At 60.3% G+C, this 17,432-nt stretch carries 19 protein-coding genes and 1 tRNA gene; 14 read left to right on the forward strand and 6 right to left on the reverse strand.

All coding sequences use genetic code 11. The annotated features are described in order from the left end of the window. Positions 1 to 2 precede the first annotated feature (2 nt). From ptsP to dhaK, 3 genes are read left to right on the forward strand one after another with little or no spacing between them, the layout of a single operon-like run. Positions 3 to 1,598, forward strand: a complete 1,596-nt coding sequence (ptsP, locus tag GSQ88_RS09600) for a phosphoenolpyruvate--protein phosphotransferase (protein ID WP_159007467.1) — start codon at positions 3 to 5, stop codon at positions 1,596 to 1,598. Further along, the gene (locus GSQ88_RS09605) at positions 1,595 to 2,026 is read left to right on the forward strand and encodes a hypothetical protein (protein WP_159007469.1); all 432 of its coding nucleotides are present in this window, start codon (positions 1,595 to 1,597) and stop codon (positions 2,024 to 2,026) included. Before ptsP ends, GSQ88_RS09605 begins: the two co-directional genes overlap by 4 nt. A gap of 45 nt (positions 2,027 to 2,071) precedes the next feature. Further along, positions 2,072 to 3,061, forward strand: coding sequence for a dihydroxyacetone kinase subunit DhaK (gene dhaK / locus GSQ88_RS09610; RefSeq protein ID WP_159007471.1), 990 nt, complete (start codon positions 2,072 to 2,074; stop codon positions 3,059 to 3,061). A 104-nt stretch (positions 3,062 to 3,165) separates the two neighbouring features. Here dhaK and GSQ88_RS09615 read toward each other — a convergent pair whose 3' ends face one another. Beyond that, positions 3,166 to 4,722 carry an acyl-CoA synthetase gene (locus GSQ88_RS09615; protein ID WP_159007635.1) on the reverse strand — a complete coding sequence of 519 codons (1,557 nt, stop codon included), beginning with the start codon at positions 4,720 to 4,722 and terminating at the stop codon, positions 3,166 to 3,168. 41 nt (positions 4,723 to 4,763) lie between these two features. After that, positions 4,764 to 5,429, reverse strand: a complete 666-nt coding sequence (locus GSQ88_RS09620) for a TetR/AcrR family transcriptional regulator (RefSeq protein WP_246735181.1) — start codon at positions 5,427 to 5,429, stop codon at positions 4,764 to 4,766. A 96-nt stretch (positions 5,430 to 5,525) separates the two neighbouring features. Between GSQ88_RS09620 and GSQ88_RS09625 the strand changes: the two genes are divergently transcribed. From GSQ88_RS09625 to GSQ88_RS09650, 6 genes are read left to right on the forward strand one after another with little or no spacing between them, the layout of a single operon-like run. Beyond that, positions 5,526 to 6,710 (forward strand): lipid-transfer protein, encoded by a 1,185-nt coding sequence (locus tag GSQ88_RS09625; protein ID WP_159007473.1) that lies wholly within the window; start codon positions 5,526 to 5,528, stop codon positions 6,708 to 6,710. Positions 6,711 to 6,719: 9 nt separating this feature from the next. Then, the gene (locus GSQ88_RS09630; protein WP_159007474.1) at positions 6,720 to 7,163 is read left to right on the forward strand and encodes a MaoC family dehydratase N-terminal domain-containing protein; all 444 of its coding nucleotides are present in this window, start codon (positions 6,720 to 6,722) and stop codon (positions 7,161 to 7,163) included. A gap of 8 nt (positions 7,164 to 7,171) precedes the next feature. Beyond that, positions 7,172 to 7,588, forward strand: a complete 417-nt coding sequence (locus GSQ88_RS09635; RefSeq protein ID WP_159007476.1) for a MaoC family dehydratase — start codon at positions 7,172 to 7,174, stop codon at positions 7,586 to 7,588. A gap of 21 nt (positions 7,589 to 7,609) precedes the next feature. Further along, entirely contained in the window at positions 7,610 to 8,437 is an 828-nt protein-coding gene (locus GSQ88_RS09640; RefSeq protein WP_159007478.1) for an SDR family NAD(P)-dependent oxidoreductase, read from the forward strand. Between the two features lie 19 nt (positions 8,438 to 8,456). Next, complete coding sequence (locus GSQ88_RS09645; RefSeq protein WP_159007480.1) at positions 8,457 to 9,602, forward strand: acyl-CoA dehydrogenase family protein; 1,146 nt, start codon at positions 8,457 to 8,459, stop codon at positions 9,600 to 9,602. A 21-nt stretch (positions 9,603 to 9,623) separates the two neighbouring features. Next, on the forward strand, positions 9,624 to 10,394 hold the full coding sequence (locus GSQ88_RS09650) for an enoyl-CoA hydratase-related protein (protein ID WP_246735205.1): 771 nt from the start codon (positions 9,624 to 9,626) through the stop codon (positions 10,392 to 10,394). A 38-nt stretch (positions 10,395 to 10,432) separates the two neighbouring features. Here GSQ88_RS09650 and GSQ88_RS09655 read toward each other — a convergent pair. After that, positions 10,433 to 10,507: transfer RNA gene (locus GSQ88_RS09655), tRNA-Thr, on the reverse strand. 520 nt (positions 10,508 to 11,027) lie between these two features. Beyond that, positions 11,028 to 11,276 carry a hypothetical protein gene (locus GSQ88_RS09660; RefSeq protein WP_159007484.1) on the reverse strand — a complete coding sequence of 83 codons (249 nt, stop codon included), beginning with the start codon at positions 11,274 to 11,276 and terminating at the stop codon, positions 11,028 to 11,030. Positions 11,277 to 12,258: 982 nt separating this feature from the next. Here GSQ88_RS09660 and GSQ88_RS09665 point away from each other — a divergent pair. Together GSQ88_RS09665 and GSQ88_RS09670 are read left to right on the forward strand one after the other, a co-directional pair. Next, positions 12,259 to 12,831, forward strand: coding sequence for a hypothetical protein (locus tag GSQ88_RS09665; protein ID WP_159007486.1), 573 nt, complete (start codon positions 12,259 to 12,261; stop codon positions 12,829 to 12,831). Between the two features lie 6 nt (positions 12,832 to 12,837). Continuing rightward, on the forward strand, positions 12,838 to 13,488 hold the full coding sequence (locus GSQ88_RS09670; RefSeq protein ID WP_159007488.1) for a DUF4145 domain-containing protein: 651 nt from the start codon (positions 12,838 to 12,840) through the stop codon (positions 13,486 to 13,488). 265 nt (positions 13,489 to 13,753) lie between these two features. Here GSQ88_RS09670 and GSQ88_RS09675 read toward each other — a convergent pair whose 3' ends face one another. Then, positions 13,754 to 13,912: a hypothetical protein gene (locus GSQ88_RS09675; RefSeq protein WP_159007490.1), complete on the reverse strand. Its 159-nt coding sequence runs from the start codon at positions 13,910 to 13,912 to the stop codon at positions 13,754 to 13,756. Between the two features lie 975 nt (positions 13,913 to 14,887). Between GSQ88_RS09675 and GSQ88_RS09680 the strand changes: the two genes are divergently transcribed. After that, the gene (locus GSQ88_RS09680) at positions 14,888 to 15,181 is read left to right on the forward strand and encodes a hypothetical protein (RefSeq protein WP_159007492.1); all 294 of its coding nucleotides are present in this window, start codon (positions 14,888 to 14,890) and stop codon (positions 15,179 to 15,181) included. Positions 15,182 to 15,413: 232 nt separating this feature from the next. Here the strand turns inward: GSQ88_RS09680 and GSQ88_RS09685 are convergent, their stop codons facing one another. Continuing rightward, positions 15,414 to 15,896, reverse strand: a complete 483-nt coding sequence (locus GSQ88_RS09685) for a hypothetical protein (protein ID WP_159007494.1) — start codon at positions 15,894 to 15,896, stop codon at positions 15,414 to 15,416. A 386-nt stretch (positions 15,897 to 16,282) separates the two neighbouring features. Here GSQ88_RS09685 and GSQ88_RS09690 point away from each other — a divergent pair, with 386 nt between their 5' ends. Both GSQ88_RS09690 and GSQ88_RS09695 read left to right on the forward strand, forming a co-directional pair. Continuing rightward, positions 16,283 to 16,786 carry a hypothetical protein gene (locus GSQ88_RS09690; protein ID WP_159007496.1) on the forward strand — a complete coding sequence of 168 codons (504 nt, stop codon included), beginning with the start codon at positions 16,283 to 16,285 and terminating at the stop codon, positions 16,784 to 16,786. A 52-nt stretch (positions 16,787 to 16,838) separates the two neighbouring features. After that, complete coding sequence (locus GSQ88_RS09695) at positions 16,839 to 17,372, forward strand: hypothetical protein (RefSeq protein ID WP_159007497.1); 534 nt, start codon at positions 16,839 to 16,841, stop codon at positions 17,370 to 17,372. Positions 17,373 to 17,432 lie beyond the last annotated feature (60 nt).

Here is a 17,432-nt window from a genome sequence, read left to right on the forward strand (position 1 = left end):
CGGTGACCGAGGTTCATCTCACCGGCCGTCCTGCGTCGCCCGGCCTCGCCATTGGGCCGGTCACTTTGCTGACGGCCGCTGTCGCCGACAGGTCGGCGGTCGGCGATCCCACGCAAGAGGCCTCCGCGCTGCAGGCGGCGATCAAAGCCGCGGCGGCGGATATCACCGGGCTGATCGCGACGGTGCAGGGCGAAGCCGTGGATATCCTGGAATTCCAGGTCGCGATGCTGGAAGATGACGCGCTGGCAGAGGGGGCTTACGACGCCATCTCGGCGGGTATTGCCGCCGACCATGCCTGGCGTTCGGCGCTCGATGCCGAGATATCTGGTTATCGCGACGCCACAGACGAATATTTTCGCGCCCGTGCCGCGGATCTGGCCGATATCCGCGACCGGGTGCTCGCGCATCTGAGCGGTACGGATACGGCGAGAATTTTCGGCGATTCGATCGTCGCCGGTGAGGATATCTCGCCCACCATTTTCTTGGCCGCCGACTGGACCCGCGGGGGTGCCATTGCACTGGCCGCCGGCTCGCCTTCGTCGCACGTCGCGATGCTGGCGCGTGCGCGTGGGGCCCCGATGGTGGTCGGGCTCGGTCCGTTGTCGTGGAACGGGCATCCGCCTTCACTGGCGCTGGTCGATGGCGATGCGGGAACGGTCATCTTCGATCCGGAGCCGGAAACGCGGCGCCTGTTTGAGCACCGGATGTTGGCTGCGAACGCCGCGCGAGCCGTAGCCGACGCCGGCAGGGCCGGGCCTGCGTGCACGGCGGATGGCCGGCGGATCGCCGTGCTTCTCAACATCGCCGCGCCTGAAGACTTGACGGGGCTCGATCCCGCTATCTGCGACGGCATCGGGTTGGTGCGCACCGAGTTTCTGTTCGAGGCCTCCCACGGCCTGCCGGACGAGGACGCCCAATACGCAGTGTATCGGCGTATCCTCGACTGGGCCGAGGGAAGGCCGGTGACGATTCGCACCCTCGATGCCGGCGGCGACAAGCCGATCGCGGGTTTGACGATCGATGGCGAGCGCAATCCGTTTCTCGGCCTGCGCGGCATCCGTCTCTCGCTGGCGCGGCCGGAGGTGTTTCGCGTGCAATTGCGCGCGCTGTGCCGCGCGGCCGTGCACGGGACGCTGAAGGTGATGCTGCCGATGGTCGCGGTCCCATCGGAACTCGACGGTGCGGGCGGCATGCTTGATGCGGAGTTTGCGGCCCTGAAAGCCAAAGGCATCGCCTGCGCCCGTCCGCCGCTCGGAATCATGGTCGAGGTCCCGGCCGCAGCGCTCCGCGCCGAGGATTTTGCGGCTGCGTTCTATTCCATCGGATCGAACGATCTGACCCAGTACACGATGGCCGCGGCGCGCGACATCGGCGCCGTCGCTGACCTCAACGATACCGGCAATCCGGCGGTGTTGGCGCTGATCGCCCAGACCGTCGAGGCCGGACGCAAGCGCGGCGTCGAGGTCTCGCTCTGCGGCGACGCGGCAGCCGATACGCGACTGACGACAGCGTTGCTCGCGACCGGGCTGACGACGCTCTCGGTCTCACCGATTGCGGTCGCGCGGCTCAAGGCTGCGATCGCCAAGGTGGATGCATGACCCACGATGCCGGCGAAGCCACAACTGGACCAGGCGACAGCAACGTCGCGGACTACAAGCTGATCCTGCGGCGAGTGCTCGACAACCGGCCGTCCGGAACGCGGCTGAAACTCGCTGCGGCTTTGGGCAAGAACCGTTCCTTCGTCAGCCAGATCACCAATCCGGCCTATCTGGTGCCGATTCCGGCCAAGCATGTCGCGATCATCTTCGAAGTCTGCCATCTCTCCGGCGCCGAGCGCGCGGCATTCCTTCAAGCCTATGGACGTGCGCATCCCGGCCGGCTGCGTGCACCCCACCGCGATGCGCGAACGCGTACCCTCGTGGTGACGGTACCGGACCTCGGCGATGACAAGAAGAACCGTGCGCTCGAACAGCTGATCGTCGATTTTGCCGCGCGGCTCGCGCGCTATGCCGAGAGCGTCGGCTGACGGGTTGATCTGGACTGCAAGACAAATAGAAGCGGGAGGACGTTCATGAAGAAGCTGATCAACGGCACCGACACGGTTCTCGAAGAAAGTCTCGACGGCCTCGCCGCCGCGCACGCGGATATCCTGCTGCTTGGCGCCGAGCGCAAATTCGTGCGCCGCCGCGTGTTGAAGCCGGGCAAGGTCGCGCTGATTTCGGGCGGCGGCTCCGGACATGAGCCGCTGCACGCGGGCTATGTCGGCCTCGGCATGCTCGATGCCGCTTGCCCGGGTCAGGTCTTCACCTCACCGACGCCCGACCAGATGATCGAGGCCGCGGAGGCGGTCGACACCGGGGCGGGGGTGCTCTTCATCGTCAAGAACTACGAAGGCGATGTGATGAATTTCACCATGGCCGCCGAGATGGCGGAGCGGGAAATCGCAACGGTGGTCACCAACGATGACGTGGCGGTGGAGAAATCGACCTACACCACCGGCCGTCGCGGTGTCGCGGGCACGCTGATCGTGGAAAAGATGGTTGGCGCCGCGGCCGAGACCGGGCTGCCGCTTGCCGCTCTCAAGACGCTCGGCGACGAGGTCAACCGGCGCACCCGTTCGATGGGCGTGGCGCTATTGCCGTGCACCGTGCCGGCGGCAGGGCGGCCGAATTTCACCCTGGCGGACAACGAAATGGAAATGGGCGTCGGTATCCATGGCGAGCCCGGCCGGCGCAGGGTGCCGCTGGCGTCTGCCGATGCGATTGCAGCCGAACTGCTCGACGCGATCGTGAGGGATCTCGCGCCAGGCAAGGGGAGCGAGGTGCTGCTTCTGGTCAACGGGTTCGGCGCAACGCCGCTGATCGAACTCTGTCTGATGGTCAACGCCGCCAAGCGGATCCTGGATAATGCGGGCATCACGACCGCGCGTTTCCTTGTCGGCTCCTACGTCACGTCGCTCGATATGGCCGGTGTCTCCATCACCGTCTCCGTGCTCGACGGCCAGGCCAAGACGTTGTGGGATGCTCCGGTGCACACGGCGGCGCTGCGTTGGGGTGTCTGATCTTCGTTCTCAGAGCGGGTTTCGAACTGAGAGATTCTGGTCGGTTGGACACACCGGCAAATGCGCTTATTGCGTCCCGTGTAGTTGGTGACGGGCCGGCGCGCTCAGCTCACGTGCCGCTCCCGGCTGTCCCAGAACGGCTTGCGCAGTTCGCGCTTGAGAACCTTGCCGGCTCCGGAGAGCGGCAACGGATTCTCGCTGATGTCGACGCTGCGTGGACATTTGTACCCGGCGATCAACGTCTTGCTGAATTCGATCAGTTCGTTGGCTGACACCCTCGTATTGCTCCTGGTGACGACTACGGCATGAACCTGTTCGCCCCAGCGTTCGCTGGGAATGCCGATGACCGCGCACTGCGCCACGGCGGGATGTTGCGCGATGGCATTTTCGACCTCGACCGAATAGACGTTCTCGCCGCCGGAAATGATCATGTCCTTGACCCGATCGACGACATAGACGAACCCGTCCTCGTCCATGTAGCCACCGTCGCCGGTATGCATCCAGCCGTCGATCACAGCCTTGGACGTTTCTTCCGGCCGCTCCCAATAGCCCATCATGACATTATCGCCGCGCACCGCGATTTCCCCGACTGCCCCAATGGGCAGGGGCCTGTCATCGGTATCGACGATACGAACCTCGCAGCCGAGGGTGGCGCGACCGGCGCCGCGGTGGCGGCCCTTGGCGCGGCTATCGCCGATGTGCTCGTTCCAATGCAGGATCGTGGCAATCGGAGAGAGTTCGGTCATGCCGTAGGCCTGGGTGAACTGCACTTTCGGTAATGCTGCGATGGCTCTGCCGAGCACCGCCTCGCTGATCGGCGAAGCGCCGTAGATGATGTTCTTCACGGAGGACAAATCGTAGGAGCCGAGGGCGGGATGATCGACCAGCATCTGGATCATCGTCGGGACCAGAAGCACGTCGGTGACGCGCTCATTCTGGAACGCAGCCATCACGCCTTCCGGAGTGAAGGCCTGAATGATGACGTTGGAGCCACCATTGAGCAGCAACGAATACATCGCCGCACCGTTGGCGAGGTGAAACATCGGTGCGGCATGGAGATATACCGAGCTGTTGGGAAAGAGCCCTTCGCCGAGGGCATTCATCGCGTTGGCCATGAGATTGCCGTGGCTGAGCATGACCCCCTTCGAGCGGCCGGTGGTGCCACCGGTGTAGAAGATGCCGGCGAGATCGGCGCTCACGCGCATGGCGTCCGGAATTGGCTGGTTCCGAAGCAGCAACGCCTCAAAGCTTTCTATTCCGGCGGGTACATCGCCATCGTCGGCGAAGACCAGTTTCAGGCCGGGGAGAGCTTTCGCGAGTGACACGCCGATCGCGGCAAACGTCTTGTCGACGAACAGGACCTGCGCGCGACAATCACGCATGGCGTCTTCGTTTTCCAGCGGGCTCCAGCGAATGTTGAGCGGCACGATCACCGCACCGGCCCATGCCGTCGCGAGATAGAGTTCAAGGTATCGATCGGAATTGAGCGATAGGATCGCGACGCGGTCACCGGGGTTGGCGCCAAGGGAACGAATCCCTGCGGCCAGCCGCGACACGCGTTCCCCAATCTCGCGCCAGTTCCGTCGCCTGCCGCCAAACACCGTCGCGAGGCCGGTCGGGTTGATCTGTAATGCCCGCCGCAGCCCATGCGTTATGTTCATCGCGCTTCTCCCTTTGATCGGTTTCACAACGCGGGCGCTGACTACGCCTTCTTCTTTGTGATTTTCTTTGCGGCTCGCGTTTTTGCGAGGCCGTCGGTCAGTTGAACGGAAAATTGGCTGGCGATGGCTTCGGCCGATAATGCGCCGTCGTGCTTGAACCAATGCCCGATCCAGTTCAGCGATCCAACGATCGCAAACGTGGTGAGCTTGACGTCGCATGGCTTGATCGAGCCGTCCTTGACGCCCTCGCTGACGTAATTGCGAAAGGCTTGATCTATCCGTCGTTTGCCCGCGCGAGCAATTTTCTGGTTTGCCTCGGTGAGGTCGTGTGAATTGAACCGGACCAGGCTGGCCCCAAAATCGCTGGCCATGCCCAGCGCGTAACCCTGGATCAGTTTGCGAAGCTTGCTCAGCCCGGTCCCGTTACCCGCATCGATCTCGGCGATACAGTCTTCGACACGCTCCTGTCCGAGCGCCCAGCACTCGAACAGGATCTCGTCCTTGCTGCGAAAATAATTGTACAGCGCGGGCTTGGTGATGTTCAGGCGCTCCGCGACCCCGTTGAGGGTGGCGCGATGATAGCCCTGTTCGAGAAACAGTTGCACGGCCGTTCGCAGCACGGCCTCGCGCTTCTCGTCGCGCGCGCGGCGGCGGCTTGCGAACGGCATCCACGGCGAGGGATCGGAAGAGGGGTGGCGCGCATCCATATCGATTGTCCGCAGGCTCGGCGTTGACTCGTTCGGAATTCCCGTATATTACCCACGAGTAATAAGAAGTCCAGCGGGTAATTTATGGAGGATGACATGGCTTCTCGTGCTTATGTGGCGGGCGTCGGCATGATCCCGTTCGTCAAGCCCGGCGCCAACGCGCCGTATCATGTGATGGGTGCTGAGGCGACCAAGCTGGCGCTGAGCGACGCAGGCCTCGACTACAGTCTGATCCAGCAGGCTTACGTCGGTTACGTCTACGGCGACTCGACGTGTGGACAGCGCGCGCTTTATCCGGTCGGAATGACCGGCATCCCGGTCATCAACGTCAACAACAATTGCTCGACCGGCTCGACGGCGCTGTTCCTGGCGCGTCAGGCCATCGAGTCGGGAGCGGCCGATTGCGTGCTGGCGCTGGGCTTCGAGCAGATGAAGCCCGGCGCGCTGGGTGCGGTGTTCACGGACCGGCCGAGCGCGTTCGACGAGTTCGACGCGGCCGCCGACAAGCTGGTCGATGCCCCCGGCGTTCCCCTGGCGCTGCGCTATTTTGGCGGCGCCGGCCTCAGCCACATGAAGAAATACGGCACGCCACTGGAGTCCTTTGCCAAGGTGCGCGCCAAGGCGAGCCGTCATGCCAAGAACAATCCGCTGGCGCTGTTCCGCAAAGAGCTGACCACCGAAGACGTCATGAACGATCAGGTGGTCTGGCCGGGGGTGATGACCCGGCTGATGGCCTGCGCGCCGACCTGTGGTGGTGCCGCCGCGGTGCTGGTTTCGGAGAAGTTCGCGAGCCAGCACGGTTTACGCAAGGATGTCCGGATCGCCGCGCAGGCCATGACCACCGACTTCGCCTCGACCTTTGGCGCCGGCGATATGATGCAGGTCGTGGGCTTCGACATGACGCGGACTGCGGCAAACAAAGTTTACGAGGCTGCCGGCATCGGCCCGAACGATGTCGATGTGGTCGAGCTGCATGACTGCTTCGCCCATAACGAACTGATCACGTACGAAGGGCTCGGGCTTTGCCCCGAAGGTGGTGCGGAGCGTTTCATCAACGATGGCGACAACACCTACGGCGGCAAGTTCGTCACCAATCCCTCCGGCGGCTTGCTGTCGAAGGGGCACCCGCTCGGCGCCACCGGTCTGGCGCAATGCTACGAGCTGACGCGTCAATTGCGCGGAACGGCTGCGGCGACGCAGGTCGATGGCGCGCGATTGGGATTGCAGCACAATCTCGGCCTTGGCGGCGCCTGCGTCGTGACGCTCTACGAGCGGGCGTGAGGTCCGGACATGGTCGATCAATCCGCCGTCGGGCGTAGCTTCACGCCCGTTACCGCAAGCGTCGAACCCGGGCGGCTGCGTTACTTTTTCAATACGCTCGGTGAGTGTAACCCGGTTTACCGCGATGCCGCGGTCGCGCGGAGCAACGGCTATTCGGCGGTGCCGGCGCCGCCGACCTATCTGTTCTGTCTGGAAATGATGGATTCGGACAAGCCGTTCGAATTCCTCACCGAGCTCAAGATCGATCTTGCCCGCGTGCTGCATGGCGAACAGAGTTTTTCGTACCATGCCCCGGTGGTGGTCGGCGACACGCTGACATTCAAGCCCCGCGTCACCAGCGTGACCGACAAGAAGGGTGGCGCGATGACCCTGATTGTCGTCGAGACCGCGGTGAGCAACCAGGACGGTATTCACGTCGCGGATGTCTCGCGCACGATCGTCGTGCGGAATTAGAGGGCGTCATGGACCAAACGGCAAAAAGACCTCCTGCGATCGGCGAGCGCCTCGTTCACAAGACATTCCCCGCGATCAGCCGTCATACGCTGGCGCTCTATTGTGGCGCCTCCGGCGATCACAATCCGATGCATGTCGATATCGATTTCGCCAAAAAGGCGGGATTCCCTGATGTGTTCACGCACGGCATGCTGGTGATGGCCTATCTCGGTCAGGCGCTGACCGACGCGGTCGATCCCGCCAGCATTCGCTCGTTCTCGACGCGCTTTGCCGCGATCACGCAACTCGGAGCGCGCCTGACCTGCGAAGGCCACATCACCGAATGGCTCGATCACCAAGGTGAAAGGCGCGCAAAGCTTGCGCTGACCACCAAAGACGAAAACGGCGAGATCAAGCTCGCCGGCGAAGCCATCGTCGCGCTCTAATCAGGAATCGAGGAATCTCTGATGACCAAGCTCACGGGAAAAGTCGCACTCATCACCGGATCGGGCCGCGGCATCGGCCGCGCCATTGCCCTGAAGCTCGCGAGCGAGGGCGCGAAGATCGTGGTCAACGATCTCGATGCCGCGCCGGGCGATGCGGTCGCTGCTGAAATCAAAGCCGCCGGCGGCGAGGCGATCGCGGTCAATGGCAGCGTTTCGGAAACCGGCTTTTCCGACCGGTTCGTCGGTGCTGCGATGGAGACATTCGGCGGCCTTGACATCATCGTCAACAACGCCGGTTACACCTGGGATGCCACGATCCAGAAAATGACCGACGAGCAGTTCCAGGCCATGCTCGACGTGCATCTCGTTGCGCCGTTTCGCATTCTGCGCGCCGCCGCCGAGCCGATCCGGATCATGGCGAAGAAGGAGGCCGAAGCCGGCCGCGAGGTGTTCCGCAAGGTCGTCAACATCTCGTCGATCGCCGGACTTTACGGCAACGCCGGGCAGGCGAGCTACTCGTCGGCCAAGGCGTCTCTGGTCGGTCTCACGCGCACGATGTGCAAGGAATGGGGACGCTACAAGGTCAATGTCAATTGCATCGCCTTTGGCTTGATCAATACCCGTCTGACCCAACCGATCGAGGAGAAACAGAAGACCATCGATGTCGCCGGCCGCGACATCAAGGTCGGCGTGCAGCCCCAGATGCTCGACGCCATGTCCAGAATGATTCCGCTCGGACGTGGCGGCACGCCGGAGGAGGCGGCCGATGCGGTCTATTTGTTCTGCAGCCCGGAATCGAATTACATCAGCGGGCAGGTTCTCGTCTGCGGCGGCGGTCTCCTGATCTGACATCTGGCGTGAGGCTTCAATGGAATATCGCTCGTCCTGGATGACCGAGGAACTGGACGTCTTTCGCAGCCAGTTTCGCAAATATCTCGCCAAGGATCTGGCGCCCCACGCGGAGAAGTGGCGGCAGCAGAAGATGGTGGACCGCTCGGCGTGGCGGGGGCTCGGCGAGATGGGCGCGCTGCTGACAAGCGTGCCCGAGGCCTATGGCGGGCTTGGCGCAACCTTCGCCTATGACGCCGCCGTATTCGAGGATATCGAAAGCGTGGTGCCCGAAGTACTCAGCGGCGTCACGGTCAGCAGCGGTATTGTCGCGCATTATATCCTGAACTATGGCTCGGAGGAGCAGAAGCGCCGCTGGCTGCCCGGCATGGCGCGCGGCGAATTGATTGGCGCGATCGCCATGACCGAACCCGGGACCGGGTCCGATCTGCAGAGCGTGCGGACCACGGCGCGTCGTCAAGGCGACGGCTACCTCATCAACGGCCAGAAGACTTTCATCACCAACGGTCAGACCGCGGATCTGATCGTCGTCGTCGCGCGAACCGGCGGGCCGGGCGCCAAGGGCCTGTCGTTGATCGTGGTCGAAACAGCGGCCAATGAAGGTTTCAGGCGCGGCCGCAACCTGGACAAGATCGGCCTGCATGCGTCCGACACGTCGGAGCTGTTTTTCGAAGACGTGGTGGCGCCCGCAGAGAACCTGCTCGGCGGCGAAGAGGGGAAGGGCTTCGTGCAACTGATGCAGCAGCTGCCACAGGAACGGCTGATCATCGCGGTCTGCGCTGTCGCCTCGATGGAGCGTGCGGTCAAGCTGACCGTCGACTATACGAAAGAACGCAAGGCGTTCGGCCAGCCGATCATCGAATTTCAGAACACGGCGTTCAAGCTCGCCGAGCGCAAGACCGAGGCGATGATCGCGCGGGTATTCGTCGACTGGTGCATCGGGCGGCTGGTGGCGGGCGATCTCGATGCCGTCACGGCGTCGATGGCGAAATGGTGGTGTACGCAGAAGCAGGTGGAGACGGCCGACGAATGCCTCCAGCTTCACGGCGGCTATGGCTACATGCAGGAATACCCGATCTCGCGCATGTTCGTCGATGCCCGCATCCAGAAGATCTATGGCGGCACCAACGAGGTCATGAAGCTGTTGATCGCGCGGTCGCTGTAACAAGGAGCATTTGTCATGTCGATGGTTCTAACGGAGCGGCGGGGAGCGATTGCGATCCTTACGCTCAACAATCCCGAGCAGTATAACGCGCTTGGCGGAAGCCTTTTGCAGGAGCTGAACGCGGCGCTGGATACGGTTCTCCAGGAGCCTGCCGCGCGGGCTATCGTTCTGACCGGAGCCGGCAAGGGGTTTTGCTCCGGCGCGCAATTTGGAGGAGACACGTTTAACGCGGGCGACAGTATCGCTTCGCGGATGCGCGGTACGATCAATCCGGTGATCGAGAAAATGCGTAATCTTCCAATTCCGATCGTGATCGCGATGAATGGAGCCGCCGCAGGAGCCGGTGTCGGCATTGCCCTGGCAGGCGATATCGTGATTGCGGCGCGCTCGGCGCGATTCATCCTGAGCTTCGCTCGGCTCGGCGCTGCGCTTGATGGCGGAACATCGCTGTTTCTTCAGAGATCAATCGGCGTCGCAAGGGCGCGGGCGCTAGCGCTGCTCGGGGAGCCGCTTGCCGCGGAGACGGCTGAGCAGTGGGGACTGATCTGGAAAGTCGTGGATGATGGCGATCTGCTCAACGAGGCTTTGGCCATCGCGCAGAAACTCGCTGACGGGCCGCCGATCAGCCTCGGCCTCATCAAAGCTCAGATCGAATCGGCATGGAGTTCATCCTTGACGGACACGCTGGATGGTGAGGCCGCCGCGCAGGGGCGCGCTTTCGTCACCGACGATCTGCGGGAGGGCGCCGCCGCCTTTGTTCAAAAGCGTCCGGCGCGGTTCACCGGGCGATAGTTGGTTCTTGTGGGGCTTGCAGCAGCGATTGAGGGGGCTGGTGCCGGTTGAGAGGATTGAACTCCCGACCTTCGGTTTACAAAACCGCTGCTCTACCGCTGAGCTAAACCGGCAAACTCAATGATTTGAATCGCTTAGAAAAGAACAAAAAGCGTTTTGTCTCTTTTTTGTCTCCCCCCATACGGGGATGTGCGCCGTCAAATATCAGAGTTGATCGACCTGGGCTAGGCGCCCCCGGTGCTCCAAGTCGATAGGCGCCAGGGGCTAGAAACCCACTCGACTATGGGAACATTAAGTGAACATTCAGGCTTATGGATCTCGAAGTCCTCAGAGCTGACATCGAATACAGGCGGCGGCAAATTGAGCGCCAGCGCAGTGATATTCGTTCGCTGCAACGTTCCGGCATAAGCACCGCCTCTGCTGAGGCGTTGCTGTCCCGGGTGCTGGCTAAGGCAGCCGGAGTGACCTCAAATGTGGTCCGATAATTTTAGGCGGTAGAATAATATCAGGATTGGTGTGCACATTGCCCGCTTTAAATAAATCGGCAGAGCGACCTGCCAACGCGAGTTCGATCCCGCGCTCGGTGAAATTCCGATATTACTTAGTCTGGTGACTTGGCTGGGCAATCGCCGTTCAACTCGGCGCAATCCGTATCGACATATAAAGTGCGGCAGCTTGCAGGAGTGCTGAAAAAAATGCGCTTCCCGCCGCCGCCGCGTTTAACTTTCCAATTTTTATAAGTGCGCGTCGAAGAGGCTCAACTGATGAAACCCCAACGAACCCACTCTCAATTATGGGAATGCCGACTAGGGCAGAAAGTCCCCAAAGTACGGCGGCTGCAAATGCGAAAAGTACGCTCGCTCCCGACAGGTAGTTGGCCATGTGTCGTTTCCTTATCTCCAGCTAGCATATTGCACGATTTGCAACCCGTGAGACAGGCTGGGTTAGTGAGGAGGCAGGTGTAGAGCCGCATAAGCAAAATAGGCGGCTGACGCCGACCCTCCGGCAGCTATTGCAGCTATGATTGTCGATATGAGTGTGTATCTCGCCATTACTTTTGTTGCATGAGCTGCGTCGTATTGAACGAGAGCCGTGATCAACTCCAATCTGTTAGCGGTGCCGGATTCAAACTGGCCTTTCAGCGCAGCTTCGAGCTGATCTCTTTCCTTGGTCACGATTCAACTCCCCCCAAGTAGGCATCTTGCCTGATTTGCAACCTGTGAGACAATAGGGACGAAATGGTTTTAACCCGAGCAATATCGGTGCCGTGCCTTGACAGCGTAACCCGTGTTAGATTTTTAGGGTTCGACATAATTCCATTTCAGCTTCCGGCCCGCGTGTAGGTCAAACTACTGCGGGCTTAAAGCTGTCTAAACGAGCGTAGACGCGCTTTCCAGGTTAGGTTGTCCTCGGGCAACGGCACGGAAAAAACCCCGCCTGTATCTCGTGTCTCCAGCAATCGCCGGCAACGTATGAGCCCTCACGACTGGCGACTTCATGGGGATGCGAGACGGTGCACTTTGAAAGATTGAATTCTGGCGATGCGGACAGTGAGCCGATAGGGACACAAGAAGTTTCATATGCCTAAGGGAAGTCGTGGAGCATAGTGGATGTAGCCCGAGGCGAGAAAACGAACCTGAAAGGGTAACGGTCGCCAAAACCTCTTAAGCGTGACGCCACACGAAACTGCAAATCAAACCTTGCCGCCAGAGTTCGATTTTCGCCGCTTAAATTCACTTTCCAGCATTTGTCTCTTTCAACCTCAAAGGGTAGGCTCTGAAGATACTGAAATGCGGACTGCCTACGTTCTACATAAATACTAAGCGACCAGGCAGATTGAATTACTGAAGGGTAGAAAGCGGCTGTGCCCGAAATCCCATTTGTCCCGATGCTGAGCGCAGCGGAAGCCAAGGTGCTTTGCCACACATATGATGTTGATAAAGACTTTTGGTTTGAGGTAGCTGGGCGGAGCATTTTGAATGGTGATTGTTCCCGGTCGCACTTTGATACGATCTTCGCCTGGAAAACGAGAAATCGGGGAAAGTCTCGCCCGGAGAAGAATGAGAGTGGAGCAATTGAGCAGGCGCTGAGGGTGGTAGTCGAGGAAGTGGACCGACCGCGGCGTTCGATCGGTACGCTAATCAAACTGTCCGGTGTGGGTATCCCCGTGGCGTCGGCAATCATGGCTGCGATCTTTCCGGAACAATTCACGATAATCGACTTTCGGGCACTCGATGCTCTAAGTGCGGAAGACTACTCAACAACGTCAGTCAAGAAATATCTGGACTATGTTGAGTACTGCACGAAGCTTGCGGACGACTGGGACATGTCGCTCCGCGAGCTGGATAGGGCACTTTGGAAATGGTCAGAAAAGTGCGGTGCACGCCTGCTAGAGCCAATAAGCGGGCGTCCGGTCACAGAAGCTAAGAGGATATAAAGGGCCATGGCTGAAGAAGAGAGAATTGTTATGGCGCCATGCTCCGATTGTGTCGGCAAGCGGAAGCATAAGATATTATTCGAGACGGCCCAATACGAAGAGGAGACGGTCGAGAAATACGCGATGATAGAGTGTTGCGGTTGCGGGCGAATATCGATGGGCTATCAGCGGGTGTGGAAATACGACGGCAGCGTAGACAATGACTACTTTCCGTCCCCGGTGTCACGCAAGGAGCCAAACTGGGTGTACTGGGTGTGGCTAGGACAATTCCGGGCGAGCGATGAGAAAGAAGCTGCCAAGTTGATGTTCCTTCTGAGGGAGATTTATCGAGCTGTTCATGGAGGCCAGTATCGCCTCGCAGCAATGGGGATAAGAGCGTTGCTCGAACAGGTGATGATTATGAAGGTCGGAGATCTGCCGACGTTCAACGACAAGCTGGATGCGTTTCAGAGGGACGGGTACATTTCGGCCATTCAAAGAGGGTCGATGCGTGCAACACTCGATGTTGGTGACGCGGCAATGCACCGGGGCTTTGTTCCGACCGAGCAGGACTTAAACGTTGCACTTGATGTCGTCGAAGGTGTCATGGCTCCAATTTTCGGGCACGCGAACGAAGCGGAGGCTCTAGCAAAGCGGGTACCCCCAAGGAAACCTTAATACGCAAAAGCCCCAAATCGTAGATATGATGACGACTATGCGTTGCAGTCGTTGTAAAGATTGATCGCGCGAGGCGCGCGGCGCTTCTTTCGCAAAATGTGCCAGTCGGCTACATCAACGTTGCAACCACCCCCCCCGAAGGCGACAAGCTCGTGCCAAAAAGGATCTGCCAGCAGCGCATAAATTCCCTTCCTTGGCTTCTTATTAAAACGCCCCCAACTCGTCGTATAGGGGCGTTTAGGTGCCAATGCGGGGCTATTAGGGCTCACAGCACGCCGAGGGTGTGGAGAGCTTCCCACACCAGCTTACTTGCTCGATGGATTGCGCCGAGCCCGGCGGCAATCTTTGCCACCATGACAATCTTGTCCCAGACGCGCTTAAGCAACGCCCGAAACTTCTCTGGATCTCTGAGGGGATTGTTCATGCTGGCTCTCCTTAAAAATTAGAAGAACCAGACAGGGAGTATGAGGGGGCGCTTTCCGGCAAGAGGCAAGCACTGTTTTGCTGCAAAGACGACAAAAGACGAGTTGGCCAATATACAGGGGGTAAAAATCATGCTGCCTACTACATGGAGTGGGTCAGCAATAGCTTGTCTTGCGCCCTTTTATCAGTTCTGACAATCTATTCGGCGTGGTTTTCACCCGTCAACAGGCTGTAAGAGCCATGGGCGGCTAGGAAAGCTCCAGCGGTGGTGAGAAGCACCTGGGCGATACTCGATACCGAGTTCACGTCCAACGGGGTCCGTTGAGGGCGCTATAAGAGATCACGCCAACGAGAAAGAGCAGGGCGAGCAGGAAGCGCTTGCCTGCGGTCGAGCTGATACTGGTGACGTATTTCGTCAATTCCATTACGGCGTTTAAAGCGAACGGCCCAAGAGCTGCGATAAGTGCGGTGAGCATAAAGGTGAAAGTTATTTGCTAATCGGTGCTGTGCACCGCTCAACCCCTCGGGCCTGAGCGCTGTCCGGCACCCATCTATTTTACTAAGCGTTATTTCACCGTGATCGTGAAGTAGTGGGTAAATGCTCCCCTGTTGATGGGCTGCCTTGCGCCACACCAACATAGCTGCTGGCAGTTGCGGCTTGGGCTGCACTCGCTAGATAAACGCGAGGTGTCACGGTAGTCGTAACGGGCGACAGAGAAGCCATTATCACCGCCCCATTCCCTACCGACGTCGCGTTCGCGGTCTGCATGGACTGCGGATAAAGATGACCCGAATCGCAGCTCCAAAGATTAGTTGTTCGTCTCCGTGTTGTGCGCGGATGCACTGCCTGAGAGAGATGTGCTGGCGCAGGAAAAAACCAGAGCGCCATTAGTCAACGGGAGCAACGTATCATTTATGGCTGATGCGTTTTCAGTCATATAATCGCGCCATGGAATCAGGCGGATCGCGTAGGCGCATGGCGGGGAGGCTGCCGATCACGGCGTTTTTTGTCTCATTGTCGCTTCTGGTCGCAGCACCGGCCTCCGTCCGCGCGGCGGATCCGGCATTCTGCAAGCCCTATGCGAGGGCCGCGCTGGTCCAGGTGCGGGAAGGGCTGGCGAGCCCGCGTTGCGGCGCGGGCTTGCAGGGGACGCGCTGGTCGACCGAGTTTTCGGTTCACTACGAATGGTGTCTCGAAGCCTCAGGCGACGCCATCGTCGCCGAGCGGGATGCGCGCGCGAAAGTTTTGAAGGGCTGCAGCGACCGGTGATGTTGTTGGGTGAGATTTGGTCGGGTCGCGACGCCGGGCCCTTTTTCGTGCGCCGTCCTACTTTGCATGGGGTTGTTTTCGCGATTTTGTGTCTGCCCGCTCCAGAGCACCCGGATGTGCCGTGCTGGCGCTGACGGCGGGTCGGTTCAACTCCAACCCATCATGCTTTCCGTCATGACAAAGGGCGGCCGAAGCCGCCCTTTGTTTTTGTTCGTGTCGCTACGCTGACGACTTATTGGCAGATATGCCGGCGGCCATCATCGCCCTTGAACCAGGTTCCGGGCTGACAGACGAAGCCGTTACGCTGGGCGTAACTCTGACCGTTCCAGCCGTTGTTGTAGCCGTTCCAGCCATTGTTATCATTGTAGTACGCGTAGGAATCGCCGCGGAACGGCGCGGTGGCGATTGCACCGGCGGTGTTGACCGCGGCATCGGCCGTCGCGAGCGCGCCGCCTACCACGCCGGCTGCGACATCACCCGGCCAGAAGCCGGAATCAGGGCGGTTGTTCCAGCCGTTATTGTCGTTGCGATACGCCATGTTTTCGCGGGCCATGCCGGTATGGCGGTTGGCCATATGACGCTGATGCGTGGTGTGCGAATTCACCCGCATCTGTTTTGGCGCGTGATCGCGGGCGGCATCTTGTGCGAACACCGGGCTCGCCAGTGCCGATGAGAGGACCAGCGCGGTAACGCCGAGAAGTTTCAATCGCGTCATGTGTTTTTCTCCGTTGTAATGAAGCTCAGTGCCCAGCGCGGCTCGGAACAATCCTTGCCGGATGTTCCATCGATTGCCGCGCGGATTCGCCGGACGTGTTGTTGCAAGCACGTGGCACAGGGCCAACCATCTGCTATGGCCGACGTTCCGAACGTACTTGGCGGTCTGATCAAACCGATGTGAGGTTCCGGTTCCGCAAACGCCCTGGAGTGCACGAATCGCGGCCCTCGCGCCCTGCGGCGTTAACGTTTCGATATCGCGATGTCAGGCAATTGAGCGGATGCCGAAGCGGACACGTTAGTCTTACCGGCAGTTTCGGCCGTGGCCTTAACCCTTCGGTTGATCCCTTGGGATAGATTGTCAGGGTAATTCGGAATCGGGAAAGCATGCGCGCGGCAACAGTCTCTGGAATAGTTCTGGCCATTTTGACCGGAGCGGCGCTGCCGGCCAGTGCGGCCGACGGCTTCGATATCGTCATTCCGGGGCGTCCCGGGGTGCCGATCATCATTAACGGCGTCGACGCATCCTATGCGGTTGTCGAAGGCGATTGGGGACTTGCCAAAGGCGTTCACGTGCAACCGACCGTCTATGGCGGCCGCGCCGTCGAGGGCGAGCCGAACGTCGGTCACTTCTATCCAACCCTCGGTCGCAAGCCCGGCTACGGGCGTCTCGAAATCGAGCCGCCGGCCAACCGCATTCTGCCGCGGCCGGCCGAAAGCTTTCATCAATCCTGGTCCGCGGCTTCTACGCCGCCGAAAGCCCAGCCAGCGCAGCCGGAGGTACCGTTTTATCCGCCGCCGGTGATCGTAGCACCACCGAACGGCGGTGCCGGTATGCCTTACGATCCCGCCGTTCGACCTCAGGACCCCCGGCTCAGACAGCCGCGGTAGCTATCCGACCAAAAAAATCTACCCAAACAAAAAACACCCACAGGAGAGAGTAATGCGTCAGACGATTTCAGGATTGGTTGCGGCGATCGCCGTGGTGGCCGCCAGTGCGGTACCTGCGAGCGCGTGCGGACTGTTCGACTCCGGATGCGGACAAAGCTATGTCGCGGCCCCGGTCTATTCGGGCTGCAATTGCGGTGGGGCCGCCTACGAGCGCTTGCCCGATCCGGCCTATCAATACGGTGCGCAGTCATACCCGGCGATGCATCAATATTATTACGCCGATCAGGGACCGACCTTCAGCGGTCCCGGCGACTTCGCGCCGCATCGGTCCTATCACGAAGACGCGCTGCCCTATTATGGCGGCTACCATTCCCACCCGCACTACCGTCCCTGGCATGCCCACACCGGCTATTGGGGCCATCCCGGCATGCGCTACGGCTACGAACACCATGGCTACGAGCATCACGGCTACGAACATCACGGTTATGAGCATCACGGCTACGCGGCGCATTACAACATGCGCTACGGCTATCACGGCATGCCGCATCAATACGGCTATCGCCAGCACACCCGCCGTTACTACTGATCGAGCGATCTGATTGCGACATCCGCCCGTTCGCCTTCAATGGCGAGCGGGCGTTTTTTT

The organism is Bradyrhizobium sp. S69 (assembly GCF_009766005.1).
Classification (GTDB): domain Bacteria; phylum Pseudomonadota; class Alphaproteobacteria; order Rhizobiales; family Xanthobacteraceae; genus Bradyrhizobium.